Source organism: Blautia sp. MSJ-19, assembly GCF_018918125.1.
In the GTDB taxonomy this organism is placed as follows: Bacteria; Bacillota; Clostridia; order Lachnospirales; family Lachnospiraceae; genus Blautia_A.
This window is the reverse complement of the sequence record NZ_JAHLQA010000047.1, coordinates 31470-48161: the sequence shown is the minus strand read 5'-3', so window position 1 is coordinate 48161 and position 16692 is coordinate 31470. Positions and strand designations below refer to the sequence as shown.

The 16692-nt window shown below is 43.2% G+C and carries 8 protein-coding genes and 1 riboswitch; all 8 genes read right to left on the bottom strand.

Annotated elements, in window-relative coordinates; translation table 11 throughout:
• Nucleotides 1-62: 62 nt before the first annotated feature.
• A complete protein-coding gene (locus tag KQI91_RS15930) occupies nucleotides 63-1178 on the bottom strand; it encodes a lactonase family protein (RefSeq protein WP_216393726.1) in 1116 nt (371 codons plus the stop codon).
• 153 nt (nucleotides 1179-1331) lie between these two features.
• Nucleotides 1332-2081 carry a SpaA isopeptide-forming pilin-related protein gene (locus KQI91_RS15925; protein ID WP_216393725.1) on the bottom strand — a complete coding sequence of 250 codons (750 nt, stop codon included), beginning with the start codon at nucleotides 2079-2081 and terminating at the stop codon, nucleotides 1332-1334.
• Complete coding sequence (locus KQI91_RS15920; RefSeq protein ID WP_216393724.1) at nucleotides 2071-2937, bottom strand: class C sortase; 867 nt, start codon at nucleotides 2935-2937, stop codon at nucleotides 2071-2073. Before KQI91_RS15920 ends, KQI91_RS15925 begins: the two co-directional genes overlap by 11 nt.
• Entirely contained in the window at nucleotides 2934-3788 is an 855-nt protein-coding gene (locus KQI91_RS15915) for a class C sortase (protein WP_330654615.1), read from the bottom strand. The genes KQI91_RS15920 and KQI91_RS15915 overlap by 4 nt, the downstream gene beginning before the upstream one ends.
• Nucleotides 3785-5617 (bottom strand): SpaH/EbpB family LPXTG-anchored major pilin, encoded by a 1833-nt coding sequence (locus KQI91_RS15910; RefSeq protein WP_216393723.1) that lies wholly within the window; start codon nucleotides 5615-5617, stop codon nucleotides 3785-3787. The genes KQI91_RS15915 and KQI91_RS15910 overlap by 4 nt, the downstream gene beginning before the upstream one ends.
• The gene (locus KQI91_RS15905) at nucleotides 5614-14025 is read right to left on the bottom strand and encodes a Cna B-type domain-containing protein (protein WP_216393722.1); all 8412 of its coding nucleotides are present in this window, start codon (nucleotides 14023-14025) and stop codon (nucleotides 5614-5616) included. Before KQI91_RS15905 ends, KQI91_RS15910 begins: the two co-directional genes overlap by 4 nt.
• Nucleotides 14026-14090: 65 nt before the next feature.
• Nucleotides 14091-14166: riboswitch (cyclic di-GMP riboswitch) on the bottom strand.
• A 225-nt stretch (nucleotides 14167-14391) separates the two neighbouring features.
• Nucleotides 14392-15669, bottom strand: a complete 1278-nt coding sequence (gene hemL / locus KQI91_RS15900) for a glutamate-1-semialdehyde 2,1-aminomutase (RefSeq protein WP_216393721.1) — start codon at nucleotides 15667-15669, stop codon at nucleotides 14392-14394.
• Nucleotides 15669-16652, bottom strand: coding sequence for a porphobilinogen synthase (gene hemB, locus KQI91_RS15895; RefSeq protein WP_216393720.1), 984 nt, complete (start codon nucleotides 16650-16652; stop codon nucleotides 15669-15671). Before hemB ends, hemL begins: the two co-directional genes overlap by 1 nt.
• Nucleotides 16653-16692: the final 40 nt, after the last annotated feature.

Below are 16692 nucleotides of genomic sequence, written 5' to 3'. Positions count from 1 at the left end.
GCAAAAAAGATCCTGCAGTTTACAGAACTGCGGGATCTCTTTGGTTAAAGATATTTATGAAATTATTCCTGTTCGTCATCTTCCTCATCGGATAACGGTGCGACAGGTTCGAAATCCTTCGGCACCGGCCACATATGGATACTGTTTGGAGTCTCAACTTTATGGGGTTTATCATTCATAACAATGATATTTTTCTCATAATCTACTTTAAATGTAGTAATGGAATTGCTTGCATGGTTCGCAACTGCAATATGCTGATTATCCGGGAAAATCACAAGATCTTTCGGATAGTCACCACTGATCGGAAGTGTAAATTTCTTCTCCAGAAGTCCCGTTTCAGCTTCAATCTCATACATAGAAACCGTGTTCTCACCGGCTGTTGTACAGAACAGATGCTTACCGTCCGGTGCAAGTGCCAGACCAGATGCAGCATTGTGAATAGCATCTTTGTCATGTTTCTTACTCAGAGTGGAAACGCTCTGCAGAAGCTCAAACTCCGGATTGGCTCCACTTCCATCATAGCTGTATACTTTGATCTCATTGCTCAGCTCAAACAAAATATAAGCATATTTGCCATCTGCACTGAAACGGATGATTCTCGGTCCACTCTCTCTCGGACAACGCAGGATATCGACCAGTTCCAGTTTGTGACGTCTCTTATTGATCCGGTAGATCTTGACCTGATCAATGCCATTATCAACCGCACAGAGATATTTGTTGTCCGGTGTCGGACGTACACAGTTTACGTGCGGACGGAAGTTACGCTCTGCAACACTTCCAAGACCCTTATGGAATACACCATCCATGATACGTCCAAGACTTCCATCGTGACGTGTATGTACTACTGTTACTTTGCCGTCATGATATCCGGCCACATACAGATATCTGCCGTCTACGTCTGTAGCAAGAAAACATCCTCGCATTCCATCGATGCCTACGCTGTTGATACGTGTCAGATCTCCGTTATCATCACGCTCAAATACCGCAACACCCTCGTCCTCTATGGAATACAGGAACTTACCATTCTTGGAAACTGCTGTGTGTGATGCATTACTGACCTTTACTTCGCCTCGTTCGATCAGTTTGCCGTTCTCTACATCCACATCATAGACCTGAATGCCTTTGCTGTTGCCATGGGTATACGTTCCCACATAAGCCACATATTTCTTGTTCCCCATTATACTGCCTCCTAAATTCGATGAATATGTGCGAAAGCTCTATCGCATTTGGTGTCCTAATTATAGCACATTCCATTTGTAAGAACAAGTTGACATTCTATGTTGAATGTGTATTTTCTTACGTACTTTACTGTTTTCTGTATACAACAGATATTATTTCCTTCTGTGTTTTTGATACAGAAGCAGAAGAATCAGTGCCGCAGCCAGAACTGTCGCAGCAGCATAGTATTCAATATGGGAAGAATCTCCTGTTTTTGCTGATTTCTTCTTTATGCCACCTGTATCTTTGACTGATGGAGCTTTGCTTCCATCTTTTGATGAATTATCACTGCCGGAATCTCCAGGTGTCTCTGTCACATTCGGTTCCGGACTTACAGAAACGCCCGGAGTTGAATCACCCTTCACATAAGCTGTCACTTCATATTGGAGAGCCCCTTCCTTTTCGCAGGATGGAATTGCCGCCAGAAACGGAAGGACTGTACCATACGATGCTTTATCGGTCTGTTCGATCAGATAAATCCCAATCGGAAGTCCTGTAAACGTCAGCTTTCCATCTTTATCCGTCTTGCCTGTTTCGGAGACTGCGGACTCTTTTCCTTTCCAGGACGCAAGTGTTTCTGCAGCTTTCCTGTAATCATCTGCTTTATCCAGTGCATTCAGATCCACCGGAGCATCTGCAAATACACCTGTCAGTCTCCAATACCACTCATAGCCATCTGCCGTATCTGCAACCTGATACAGACGAAAGCCAACCGAAGCTCTGTCCGTCCCTATATCATTCAGATTTATTGTAATGTTTCCTCTGTCAGCATCTGCCCGTACCGGAATTGCCAACAGCAGTCCCGATATCAGCAAAAGCAGCAGAAGAACATGGTATCCTGATTTTCTGTAATCAGTCTTCACTTTCTTTCCGCCTTTCTTTCTGAGGTTTCAGAAGAACGATTCCTGCTCCCAAAAGAAACAGTACCGATAATACAAAAACTCTTCTGCCCCAGACCCGGAATCCGGATTCTGCCTGCTGAACTTCCTGCTCCACCGCTTCCTCGTATGGAATCCGCATGCCTCTTACCAGAAGTCGGTGAGAATTGATTCCATAAGGAGTGCAGGTGACCAGCGTCACATAATCCTTATTTTTGTCTATTTCCAGCAGCTCCGTCTCTTCCGGAAGGACGATCACTGCCTGATCCACCTGATAGGCAAGGGTCTCTCCAAGAATATGAAGATAAAAACAATCCCCTTCTTTCAACTGGTCAAGATCTGTAAAAAGCATTTTGGAAGCAATCCCGGTATGTGCTGCCAGAACCGCATGTGATCCCTTCCCGCCAACCGGAAGGGAAGTCCCATAGAGATGCCCCGCACCCTGTTCCAATGCACGTTCTCCCGTTCCATGAAACACCGGCATATCCGCACCAATCGCAGGAATCTCGAGATATCCCATCAGCCCGTTACCGGATGGATTCAGAAGACTCTCATATCTGGCATATGCCTGATCGGTCGTTTTTTCTCTGCCCGTGTCACCTGATTCATTAAAGCTATCCATCAACTCCTGCGTCTGCGAAAGCAGATCTACATTGTATGTGTTGGCGTCGTGGAACATCTTTTCTACATCTTCATTATCCAGATCATCTACTGCATCTTCGTAGCCATAGATGACCTGGCTCTGATTTCTCTGGTTTATCCGCTGACTGATAAAAGGATAATTTAGGACTCCTAATCCCGCAAGCAGAAACAGGAAAAAAATAATATTCTGTTTTTTCATGATCGTTTCCTTCTGTACAGATAAAGCCCTGTTATCAGTGTGATCAGAAGCACAATGCCTGTCAGAATCGAAAGCAGATACTGACGCATCCATGGGCTTGTTTTGCCGGTTACAGATGTCTGCTCCCTTGCTTCCGGTTCATATGGAATCCGATGTCCCCTGACCAGAAGTCGATGACTGTTAACTCCATACGGCGTACAGGTAATCAAAGTCACAAGATCCTGCCCCTGTACGATTCGAAGTGCAGAAGTTTCTTCTGGTTTCACCGTAAGAATCTGGTCAACTTTATAAGCCAGTGTCTGATTCAGTACATGCAGGTAAAAGCAGCTGCCCTCTTCCAGAAGTACCAGATCGGTAAAAAGTTTCTTGTCAGAAAGTCCGGTATGTGCAGAGAGAATACAATGTGTGTTCTCTCCACCAACCGGAAGGGACGTATTTTCGAGATGTCCGACTCCCTTCTCCAACACTTCCTGTGAGGTTCCGTGATATACCGGAAGATACACATTGATCTCAGGTATCTCCACATACCCCATGATGCCACTTCCACTCAAATCCAAAAGTCTTTCATATTCCTGACTGTCCTTTAGATCTGCCAGTGCCTCCGGATCAAACGGATCTGTAAGGACTACTTCTCTGCTGTTCAGCCATGTATTGTAATTTCGTGCCTCTTGCAGAGCATTTTCGATCTCTGTATTATCCATCTCTTCCGTTTCCTGCTGGTAGCCGTAGATGACTTCCTTCTGTCGGTTCTCATAGAGATAGTTGCTGACAAAAGGATAAGCCATCAGGACTGCTCCTGTCGCAATCAGAATTCCGGTAATCAGAATCTGTTTCTTACGCGGGCTGATCACTTACTGCGGTTCTTACGGCTGCTGATCATGTAGTATCCGCATCCTGCTGCAACGATGACCACACCTGCAAGAACGAAGAACCAGATACCTGCACCACCGGTTGCCGGAAGGGTAAAGCCCTTGGTGTTGTTGATGGTGAGTTCAAATGTACCGTTCGCACTTGTTCCATCATTGGTGATTGTACCAATGTACTGATCGCTTGTTCCAACATACGTATTGCTGTTTTTGTTTGCTTTAATTACAATTTCAACAGGCTCTTTCAGAAGGTTATACCCGCCTGCTGTCGTCTTTTCTTTCAAATAATAAGTTCCTTCGTCAAGTCCTTTGATGTAAAGTCTGCCAGTAGTATCTGCCGGACTTATTTCTGTTGTAATATTTGTTACACTGGTGTCCACAGTATATACACCCTTTGTTGTAGAATTCAGCTTATAATAGGTCTCTGTGTTGCCTTCTTTTGAATAAAGAATAAACTTAATTGCAGCCGCATTTGTTTCAGATAATTTTTCATCACCAGCAAGCTGTTTGATCACATCAATACCAAAAGTATATTCTGTTACTTTGTCCCAACCGGTTTCCATTTCGGAACTGGTACCGATCTGATAATTCAGTTTTACTTCGTTCGGGTTACCTGCCTGGCTGACGTTTCCATTGTTAGGCCCAATCACTGCCTGATCATTTACTTTTGCTTTATAGTAGAAGTAAACATCGCCACCGCCGTTCTGTGCCAGGGTGTCCAGTTTTGCAAGACCATTAGTTGTGAAAGTTACAGTGATTGTTTTACCGCCCGCATATTCTGCCTCTGTTGTACTAGCAGTTCCTGTTTTGGTTTCGGTATAATCACTTATTTCATATGTATAGTCTGTATCATATACAAGATTTGTATTTCCAGCTGTTGCTTTTACAAATAAATCTTTTGCATTTTCAGTTTCTACTGGTGTCAGTCCTTTGGAAAGGTTATCAGTAAGTACGTACTTATTGATTTTTTCTGCATTACCATGCTCAACATCTTTAGAAATTACCGGAACTGTTCCATGTAACTGGAAAGTTACTGTATCGCCGATACTTGTGGTATCGGTATCATCCAGTTCTGGATTCTCTACATTATCATTTGTGACAATTTTTTTCTCTACCTCTGCAGAACCTTCAGCATTTTTAACTTTTGCTACAACCTCTTTGTTCCATGTGCCATTGTTATCTGTTGGAATGGCCACTACGAACGGACTCTGAATATTGGTAATGGAAATCGGTTTTCCAGTACTATCAGTTGCCCCTGAAGTATTCCATTCTGCAATCAGATATAAACCATAGGATACATTAGGAACGGAAACAGTACCAGTGTCAGCTGTTGTAACTGTAGCGATCGAATCATTTGCCAAATAAGTTCTCAAAGCACTATGTGCAGTTGCATGCTCCTGAATAGATTTTGCCTGAAGCTGAGTATTAATTGCAGCAGGATCCGTATAGTAAAGATTTCCATTTTCACTATAATTTTCAGAAGTTAACCCTGCGGCAGTTGCAAACGCACTGTCAATACAATATGCCATTTCAACAGTATGCTGTGTGGTATTCTCTACCTGATATAAGTCACCTACTTTTGCATACTTAAATGTTACTCCATTAATATAATTGGCATCATTACCATCAATATATTTTGCAATCGTAAGAGACGGATCTCCAGTTAATCCTAATCCTGTATAATAAGCAGAATCAACTGGCGTATACGTCACGTTATCAGCTGTATCCGCCGATACAACTGAGCTGCCTCCTCCCACAAGCAGTGCAGCGGTCGCTACTGCACTTAATACCCTTTTTAAAATTCTCTTCTTCATTTTGTAATCTCCTCTCTCTTTTTCTTTTTTGTTCCTGTACATGTCCAGACAATGCAGCCTGCTCCGGCTAATGCAAGACCAAGCATTCCCGGCCAGAAGAAGCCGCTGCCGCTGGTGACAGGCATTGAGAATTTACTGTTTGAAATTGTGTATTGTAACTCCACAAACACTTTTTTGCCGTCTGTGGTCGTTGTTACTGGTTTTATGCTTCCATTTGCTGTGGTATTTTCATCCAGAAGCATTGGAAGCTCGACAATGATCGGTCCCTGCAGCCCCAAAGCCCCGGCAGGTGCCTTTGTCTCTGTGATCTGGTATTCGTAACCTAATTTCAGATCTGTAAAATCAACTTTACCATCGCTGCCACTTACTTTGACTCCTGCTCTGCTGCCGGTTGTATTACCTGCCATATTTGAGCAGACATTATTATCCAGCGGTAAAAACTCATCACTCGTACCATCTTTTTTACGATACTTGATCGTAAACTCTGCGTCGGCCAGTTTGTTACCTGCACCGTCTGTTTTGATAAGGTGAATGGCACCTTCCAGAGTATTGGTAAAGGCGGTGGCTGGTTTTTCTGCATCACCCGCTGGTGCAAATGACGGAAATTTCACAGAACCTGATGTTCCATCTTTCGAAGAAACCGTGGTTCCTGCTGTTCCGCCAGCGTCTGAATTAGAAACTGTTACTGTAGTATCAAATTTCGTTTCAAATTCTGAATCCGATGGATGAGAATTTGTCTCAGTTACTGTGTAAGTGACTTTTTCTGTAGTACTTCCGTTCTTATAGACTGGCAAACCATAGAATACCATTGTCTCACCATTTTTCAGAGTGAAGGTATCCGTTGTCTTTGTACCGTCCATGTTGTACTGCTTTGGATAAGCGGCTGTATCTGTTGAAACCAGATTGCCATTGCTGTCCTTTTTCTTTTTTACCATCCAGTACTCACCTGAAATATCACTGTCATTGGTAAGCTTGAAGGTAAATTCCTGATCGTCCAGATTAAATTCATATGCGTCACCTAAATCCACGGTTTTGCTTACCAGAAACTCCGTCGGTGTATTTGTGAACGTCAGATTGTCAGTACTGTCGTCCCTTCCTGCAATTCCATCTCCCGCTGTGTCTTTATTACTTATTTCCTGGTAGAAGCCAGTCTGTGTTTCCACTATATAATACTTCGTAATTGTTTTTCCGTCTGAAGTTGTCTCTGTCTCTGAACCCGGGATATAATCCGGAATTCCTTTCCAGATGGCTTTCCATGCTTCGTATTCACCATATGGTCTGGCCAGATCAGAGAGATCACTGTTAACACCCTCATCCTGGGTTCCATCCAGTATAACTGTTGCAGGTTTTGTGAAGGACTGCAAGGTTCCATCTGTTTTCTTATATTTCAGTTCCAGAGTAACCGGATAATTCCAGACAGTTTTGCCTGTCCCGCCTGTGACACTGAATTCCGATGGAAGTTTCCATTGCTTCTGTGCATATCGTGTCAAAATGCCATTGTATGCATTTGAAACCACTGTCTGGTAGTGTTTCTGTTCAGTTGTCCCGTCTGCTGATGATTCATTCGGCACGGAATCTGTCGCAGTCACATCATAAATTCCACCTGCTGTTCCGGTTATATTACCTTTGTAAGCGTACTCCTGCTTTGTTCCGGAATCACCGTTTATTATGTAACCAGACAATTCTGCCTCTGTTTTCGCATTTTCCCAGCCTGGATTCAGCTCCCGGGCACGGTATTCATATTCGACAACAGTTCCACCGTCGCCAATGCCGTATACAGGAAGACCACTTATGGATGCTGTTCCCGTATTGCCGGTAGCATTTTCCCCGGTTATGGTAACAGTAACAAATTTATCTGATTTTGTACCGTTGTTATAACTGTACACATTTTCCCAGTCTGAGTTGTCGTTTTTTATCTTACGCTGAATGACAAAATCAACAGACCACTTGCCATCTTTAAGATACCTTGTACCATAGGCATTGCCGGTGTCATTCCACGCTTTTGTAACAGTCAGTTGTGTGACCGGAAGCAGGTTGTTCCAGAGTGAACCGGGCACACCCCCCTGCAGATTGTTATAATTCTGTCCGATCAGTGTGAATAAATCTTTTGCACTGATCTGCGTAGCGCCATACTGCATTTTTGATTTGTCATAATCATTCAACGCAGAAGTATAGTCATCCTGAATTCCTGAAAACTGAATAGTTGCCAGAGGACTGGCTGCACTGCTGTCTTTATAAACTGAAATCTGCCGCTCAACAAACCGATACTCCAGTTTGTAATAACTGCCATCGTTTGCAGCATATTTTCCTGAATTTGCTTTCACTTTTTCAGGAAGCATAGGCGAAGCAGTGAAATTCGCCATCCAGCTTTTATCATTTGTCATAAATCCTGACTGTTCGAACACTATATTGTTGTCGCTGTCAAAGAATGCGAATTTACCACCGGCAGATACTGCATCTGCAAAAACAGATCTGTAAGTTTTCGGCTCGTTCGATACTGTTCCTGTCTCCATTCCTAATCCATTAGTCGTATCAGTGAACAAATCCTTCACATTCATCCATTCACTTTTCGAAGCGTCGACAGGCTCCTGATTATTACTGGTTCCATATTTTCCGGCAATGCGCGCCTGAAGATTAAATTGAACCTTCATATAATATCCAAGATAATCTTTGTATGCATTTTCATTGCCAATATTAGACTGCATCACGCGATCCTGATCTTTGCTGATGTTTTCTCCTGCAATCCATCGTTTTACTACACGGATATTGGTTTTTGTCAGGGAGTTGGTGATCGGACCTGCATTTTCTGTCCAGGCACCATTTATTTCTTCTCCTGCATTACACCAGTAATAATCTGTGTTCGTCTTGTATCCCGGAAGCTCTTCTCCATTTCCGTAGGTTTCTTTTACACCATAGATCCACGGCATACCATTTGGGGCATACTTTTCGAGTTCACCGGAATTTGCTGCACCAGTGATGGTATATACGTATTTATTAGTATCTGTTGCGTCTGCTGTCCAGCTCACGGAATATTTGGACGACTCCACCTTTAACGGACTGTCTGCACTTCCGATTGCATTGCTTTCACCGCTCTGTGCCTGTGCGTAGCGATATATTCTGACTGAAATTGCCGGAACTGGATAATTACTGTCCTGTCCATTCAGCTGCTCTACGGAAGGCCGCAGATTCAGAACATTGTTATTATCATCCCATACTTTCGAACCTGTCAGTATGACAAATTCCTCGGATGCTTTATTCTGGAAAGTCGCATCTGTTTTTGGATCATTTTTGTCATCTGACGCGTAGAGACCGCTGACCTGTGCGGTATAGCTGCTCTCTGCATTCGTGTCCTCAGACGCAGCAGCATTCAACTGATTTGCCGGTTCTGTCTGTCCATCCGGTAATTTTGTATTACCGACACCTTTCGCACAGTCTCCCACTCCTACATGCGTCAGGGTATAGCTTCCCAGTCCTTCCTTCTTTTCTTTGATACAGTACTGGTACTCCCTTCCGTTTGGCGCATAGATTTCCAGATTTTCAAAAGTTCCTGTCTGTGAAATCACACCATTACTGTCTGTAAACTGATCGTGTTTCAGAGTAAGTGTTTTTGTTCCAAATACAGTATCCTCTACCAGTGTCCCATCATTCTTTTTATAAAAACGCGTCAGCTCAAAGGTGACAGAAGGATATGTTTCGGTGTCTTCTTTTTGCACATCAAGAATCTTTTTGACAGTCAACTGGCCTTTCATACTTCTGTAATAATTCTGAACCACAAACTCATTTACCTGTGGATCGATATAAACCAGTGTTTTGTCCGTAACATTGCCACTTGCATCGGAAGGCATCGTCAGCTCTTCTGTAACCTGATAATCATATCGATTCCCAAAGCCATCATAAAGTTGTATTCGTTCCGCTCCCTGAGTTTCATCTGCCGGAGAAGCTTTCAATTTGTTTTGATCCGTGTCCAGCGTATTGACATTTTCTCCTGTATATTCCAGCACGAACTGATATTCTGAATTAACTTTTTGCTTTCCCCAGTTTCCACTCTCAATTGTAACAGAAGAAGTAAAAGTCGTATCATAATCCGGAGTCTGGTCTGCTTTGAGTGCTTTATACCGTTTAAGCGTAAACGTAGCTTTCGGAAGCTCTTCATCCGGGAAACCACTCGGGATATTTCCCCAGATTTTCTTACCTTCTATCCGAATGTCTTTCTGAAGCCTGTTGACAAAGGTTCCATCTTCTCTGAGCAGATATGTTGTGCTTTCTGATGTGGCAGCTGCCGGAATGATGTATCCTGCATTAACGTACTCTGAAGAATCAGGATTTGAAGAATCTGCGCCCAGATCATCTGGTCCGAAAGCATTTCCGACCTTTGTTTCGGTTCCATTTATCCTGTACTCATAATATACGGGAATATAATCAAATTTCGACGCATCGATATGCATTTTTTCTTCTGCATAATAAATGATCTCATAACCATAATCGTCGTATTTGGGCTGATTTTTCAGGGTAACCGTCCAATGATAATTCGTGTTGGACTCATCAGAGGTATTACTCCATTCATGGTCTATGAACACCGATTCCAGACTGACAGCAGATATATCTGCCGCGGTATGCACCTGCCGATAAAGGCTCAGATAAATATCCGGTCGGTTTCCTTTCAGGAACTGATATCTGTCCAGCCATTTCTTGTGGAACTGAACATTCTTAACTCCGCTCAGTTTGTTCTTCAGCATAAAGTTCTGTTTATCATCTGTGTGATGTGCATTTACCCTGTAAGTGCTGGAAAGCATCTGAATATAGTCGGTGCTGATCCGTGCTTTCTCCTCATCCGTAAGTTCCTTGATCGTGCCATCTGCAGTTTTTTTGGCATAAACCTCGGAAACAGAATAATGCACAACTTTTCCACGACTGTCGTATTTCGGCAGATTAAAGAAATACATGTTCTGTGCATCACCGGAACCGTTCAACGCAATCTCCTGATAAATTCCCGCAGGCGATCCATTATCTAATGTAATCTGCTGTTCTCCGTTGCCGATATTAATTTTTCCTGTCTGTGCATCTGTGATCGCACCCTCGTAATCACAGCTCAGCTTCACATACAGTCCGGCATTTGGATCAAGCTTTTGCAGCTGATTCCGTAAATCTGTCTGTGCAGTATGATCTCCGTCTGCCCATGTTTTGGTTACAGTCAGATTGATCCGTCCAAGACGCTGGTTAGTCACTGTATAATAGGGAACACCCTGCATGCCTTCCTCACCTGCAGTGAGCTGTTCCATGGCATATGTAGTGTGATACCAGTGTTCATCTGAAAAATAATAAATGCCATTTGCAGTGTTGCTCTCATTTTCAGACATCTGCTGACTGTGATACAGCTTCCAGATAGCTTCCATTTCCTCTGGAGTATACGTACGGGCCTGCTCTGTTACTCCGTCTTTGTCGGTGTTCGGCACAGTCGCTGAACCGGTACCGCTCGTATTCTTTACAGATGTTTCCAGAACCAGAATATTCTTCAGATCAATATCTGCATCAATCGTTATTTCTTTCTGCCAGAAATCCAGGGATGTCAGATCTACTGTCTGTATTTCCTCAAATGTATTTTCCGCGGTTCTCTGATAAACGGTGAAAGTTACTGCTCCACGGTGTTCCGAGTCACTGTCATCCACCCATTTCTTACGCACATAAATGGACTGATACGTACCAGGTGGATAGTTCCTGATTTCTTTGTAATAGGTACCGTTTTCTTTATCAAAAGTGACTTCGCCATAACGAACCATGTACTTATTATCTTGTACTTCCAGTACGGTATAGTCGTACCAGCGTCCGTCTGCATCATACTGCGGAAGATTCTCGAAACGGGCTTTCCATGCAGATGGTTCACTGCATAAGATCTTCTGATCATTATTTTCAGTATCTGTGATCTCATCCGTATGTCCGACAGTTCCATTCATAACAAAACGTCCAAGTTCTTTCGTCGTTCCGTCTGAACTTTGTCTTACAAGAGCCAAGGTAACAGATGCACCTTCCGGTGCTTCTAATTCTGTACCATTATCACCAAGCATCCATTTCTTTGTCACTTCATAATTGACATTTTTGGCAATCCGGTTCGTGATCACAGAACTGCTGTTTCCATTCTGATCTGTTGTAGTTTCCACTTTTGAAGTATAGTGGATATCTTCTCCATTCTGCTTAAGCGTAAATTCTCCGGAAATATTTCCATCTGCATCCGTTGTTATCTGTAAAAGATTCGTTGTTGAATTTTCGCCCTGATAAACACCGGTTTCCACCCACTGATATTCCAGTTCATGCCCCATGTCATCATATTTCGGCATATTTCGAGTGCCGGTCTGAATCAGAGTTTCTTCATTGAACCCGGACATCTCCATGGTTACGGAATCTTTTCCATTTTTTACTGTATACCACTTATCAGCCAGAGAAGGATTTTCTTCTGTACCATGCGGGTTCTTATGCTTTGCCATCAGTTCAAAGGTTACACGAACATCTGACAGCTGCCCCTGAAATGCCTGTGCTTTCCACTGCTTCTGGATCTTCGTATCTACTGTTCCGGTCAGGGAGTTACTGATCGTTCCACCGTTATAAATACTCTTATCTGATGCAGCACGTGCTGTAAGTCCCTCCGGGAGCTTATCAGTTCCATCCTTGACTGTGATCGATCCATTCTCTGCCGTTGCAGCTTCCAGTTCTCCGAAAAACTGTGTATAGTCCGCTTTACCAGACTCGTCCGCCATGGTTTCTTTTGTAAAGTAGACATATTCATATCCTTCTGGATCGTATTTCGGAAGGGTTTCACCATCTGCCAGCAGAACGGAATCTGCTGCATGTGGTTCATTTGTATTATAAGAGAAATCAATCGTGAACTTTGGTGTTTTCGGATCATCAGGAAGCACAAACTTCAGCGTTTCTCCGTTCTGATTGCTTACCTGGGATGCTGTTGTATAATCTGTTCCCGGCTTTTTGCTGTAACGCCAGAGGGTAAAGGCTGTTGTTGGACGATGAGCAGAATCTTCTTCATCCTGCCAGATCTTTGTACCAGTATAGCCTGTATCGCCTTTAAGTGTCAGGATCAACTTACCATCACGGTACACGGAGTCAGTGATCGTGCCAAAATTCGCAACGTTGGAATTATCATAACTGATTGCAAGATAATCTCCATCATATGCATCCCCCAGAAGATTTTTCAATATAAATGAAGTATCCACATTCAGCTTGTAATCATCTGACGTATCAGCCTCTTCTATATGGTAAGTACGTTCTGTCCCATCCACACGGTACTGCGGAATCTTTGGCACCGTTAAAGTCACTGCCAGGTTTCCAGAAGAATCTGTCGTAATATTAACAATATCTTTTCCATACTGATTTCGGATGGCTTCCAGACTGACTTCTGTCTCTGTTGCGTTGATGCTCTTTTTGTAGCTGAAAACAAATTCTTTTTCAATTGCTGTCTTCAGTGCTTTTTTTAACGCTTCCTTTTGTTCATCAGGCAGACCTGTAACATCAATGCTTCCATAGCGAAACTCCAGATTTACGGTAAAATCATATTGTTTCAGATAATACCATCCATTTCCAACATCCTGGTTGGTGTAGTCAGCTTTATTAGCATCTGTAATTTCCTGAAAATAGTATTTATTGTTTGATGTAATATCTTTGTCTGCCAGTGAATTCGGTGGGACGAGATCAATCTGTTCAATCATATAGCTTACAGGATTGCCCTCACTGTCTGTAACCGGTTTACCATCGGAATTTTTTGGCACATATACTCCTGAGAACGCATCAGGTTCAAATTTCATAACATAGTGTCCGGTACCGCCCTGATCTGTAACAGTCATCTTATTCTGATCTGCTATTAAATCCCTGACTTTCACATTTTCTGTAATCGTCGCGCCATCACTGTTGGTATATGAAATCGCAATCTTCCCATTCTCATAAAACCACTCTTTATATGCATCCGGTGTATATCTGTCAGATATTACATTATTATCCTGCCAGTAAATATCCTGGGTAATCTCCTGTCCATAAGAAGACACCCCCCCCCCGTCGGCGCAGGCAGCGGTCTCATCGAACGTCTGGAAAATGTCAACTGTATCCGACTCTTCCGTCACCTCTGCCATATCTGCCTCGTCAACCTCCGGCTCTTCTATGATCTCCACATCTGAGCCATCCGAAAATTCCGAATCGGCCGTATCAAATGAGACATCTGCATTCATATCTTCTGCTGCGTCTGTCCATTCCGCTGTACCAGTCTCTTCACTTTGTAATTCGTTTTCCTCTGCCAGGTCTTCGGACTCAACAAACAGTTCCGCACCATAGATCATCGTGAAACTGTTTGTCAACAATACCAGACTCAGCATTAAGGCCAGTAAACGTCTGATTCCTGTTTTTGTTGTCATCTTTCCCTCCGTTCAAATTTTGTAATAAAAAAGCAGGGTAATAAGAGATATCTGTATCTCTCGTTCCCTGCAACTGGCTAACCATTTATGGTCCCTATAGCTTTGCGTCACTACGTTGCCGTAGCTTTGCCCAATATACAATTATCTTCCCCAATATTGGGAGACATGAAAACACTATATTGTCCATCTTGTTTATTTTTTACAGAATATCATACAATATGCTAAAAAGATTTACCATTTCTGTGCTTTTTTTGCCATTTCTGTGCGATAAAATATCAAAAATGTGTTTTTTTAACATCTAACAAAAAAGAGACCCTCTTTCGAAAGTCTCCTGTCTGAATCCCCAATTGGAAATATATTGAGTTTTTATTTTATAAAATAATTTCTTACCTTAGAAAGGGTATCCTCGATCACTTCGTCTGTATGCGCAGTAGAAAGGAACATCGCTTCAAACTGAGAAGGAGCCAGATGGATTCCCTGTTTCAGCATCGCAAGGAAATAGTCTGCAAACGCTTTGGTATCAGAAGTCTTCGCAGAAGTATAATCCACGACTTCCTCTTTGGCAAAGAACAGGCTTCCCAGGGAAGAAACATGATTTACATGATATTCGCTTCTGGCTTCTTTCAGAATTTCTTCCATTCCACCATACAGTTTCTGTCCTTTTTCCTCTAATATTTTATATACTTCCTGATGTTCATATAAATATTTCAGCTGGGTCAGTCCTGCTGCCATGGCAATCGGATTGCCGCTCAAAGTTCCTGCCTGGTAAACCGGTCCTGCCGGAGAAACCATCTCCATGATCTCTCTTCTTCCACCATAAGCACCGACTGGCATTCCCGCACCGATAATCTTTCCGTAAGTGACCATATCCGGCGTTACGCCAAAGTATTCTGCCGCACCGCCAAAAGCCAGACGGAATCCGGTAATAACTTCATCAAAGATCAATAATGTACCATGCTGATCGCACAGGCTGCGAAGTCCTTCAAGGAATCCTTTCTTCGGAGGAACAACACCCATGTTTGCTCCAACTGCCTCCACAATCACGGCCGCAACCTGTCCCTGAGCCTGTTCCAGAAGCGCTCTGACACTGTCAAGATCATTATAAACAGCTGTCATGGTATCCTGTGTACAACCTTTTGGTACACCCGCACTGTCCGGCACTCCGCTGGTCATCACACCGGAGCCTGCACTTACCAGAAGTGCATCACTGTGTCCATGATAGCATCCGGCAAATTTGATGATCTTATCTCTTCCGGTAAATCCTCTGGCAGCACGAATCGCACTCATGACTGCTTCTGTACCGGAATTGACCATACGTACCATCTCTACATGCGGAAGATGTTCACAGATAAATTCTGCCATTTCCACTTCAATTTCTGTGGCACAGCCAAAACTTAAACCGTCCGCACATGCCTTAACAACAGCTTCACGGATCTCAGGATGATTATGTCCAAGGATCATCGGTCCCCAGGAGTCAATATAATCCACATAACTGTTTCCATCTACATCATAAATGTGACATCCATCTGCACGGCTGATAAATCTTGGTGCCATTCCGATCGCGCCATATGCTCTTACCGGACTGTTGACTCCACCTGGGATTCTTTTGACTGCACGTTCAAATAATTCTTCTGATCTTCCCATTATCCAATTCTCCCTTCATCAATAAAACGGGCAAGTTCTTTGGCATAATAAGTAAGATAGATATTTACTCCCGCTCTGTATGCACTTGCTGCCATTTCGCAGACAATCTTATCTTCATCAATCCAGCCCATCTTTGCTGCAGCTTTAACCATGGCATATTCTCCACTGACACTGTATGCAGCGATCGGTACGTTCGTAGCTTTGGAAACTTCTGAAACCATATCCAGATAAGACATTGCCGGTTTGATCATGATGATATCTGCGCCTTCTTCAATATCTGTCAGTGCTTCTTTCATTCCCTCACGGCGGTTGTGATAATCCATCTGATAGCTCTTGCGGTCGCCAAAAGACGGAGCAGAACCTGCCGCATCACGGAACGGGCCATAAAATGCAGATGCATACTTCACAGCATAAGACATGATCGGAGCTTCTTTATGTCCTGCCTTATCCAGACATTCACGGATTGCACGAACACGACCATCCATCATATCCGAAGGTGCCACCATGTCAGCTCCTGCTTCCACATGAGAAAGTGCTGTCTTTGCAAGAAGTTCCAGTGTTGCATCATTTTCTACTTCATGACCGCAGAGTACCCCACAGTGGCCATGAGAAGTATACTCGCACATACATACATCTGTAATATAGTACATATCCGGAAACTGTTTTTTTGCTTCTCTTAATGCCTTCTGTACGATTCCATTCTCATCATAAGCACCACTTCCGACTTCATCTTTGTGATCCGGAATTCCAAAGAGCATGATACTGCTAACTCCTGCTTTGGTCAGACGTTCCAGTTCATATGGAAGACGATCCACACTGTAACGGTACTGTCCTTCCATAGACGGAATTTCTTCTTCAATCCCTGTACCTTCTTTCACAAAAAGCGGATAGATCAGGGATGATTTATCAATTCTGGTCTCCCTTACCATTTTACGTAATGTTTCACTTCCACGAAGTCTTCTTGGTCTCTGAATCAGATCCATTTTAATGCACCTCTTCCTTTTGTATCTATTTGTATCTTTT

What these genes read in the sequence shown, in the direction of transcription:
- KQI91_RS15920 (WP_216393724.1), bottom strand. Translation starts at nt 2,937, where the DNA reads ATGAAAAAACAGAATATTATTTTTTTCCTGTTTCTGCTTGCGGGATTA.
- KQI91_RS15905 (WP_216393722.1), bottom strand. Translation starts at nt 14,025, where the DNA reads ATGACAACAAAAACAGGAATCAGACGTTTACTGGCCTTAATGCTGAGT.
- hemB (WP_216393720.1), bottom strand. Translation starts at nt 16,652, where the DNA reads ATGGATCTGATTCAGAGACCAAGAAGACTTCGTGGAAGTGAAACATTA.
- hemL (WP_216393721.1), bottom strand. Translation starts at nt 15,669, where the DNA reads ATGGGAAGATCAGAAGAATTATTTGAACGTGCAGTCAAAAGAATCCCA.
- KQI91_RS15930 (WP_216393726.1), bottom strand. Translation starts at nt 1,178, where the DNA reads ATGGGGAACAAGAAATATGTGGCTTATGTGGGAACGTATACCCATGGC.
- KQI91_RS15910 (WP_216393723.1), bottom strand. Translation starts at nt 5,617, where the DNA reads ATGAAGAAGAGAATTTTAAAAAGGGTATTAAGTGCAGTAGCGACCGCT.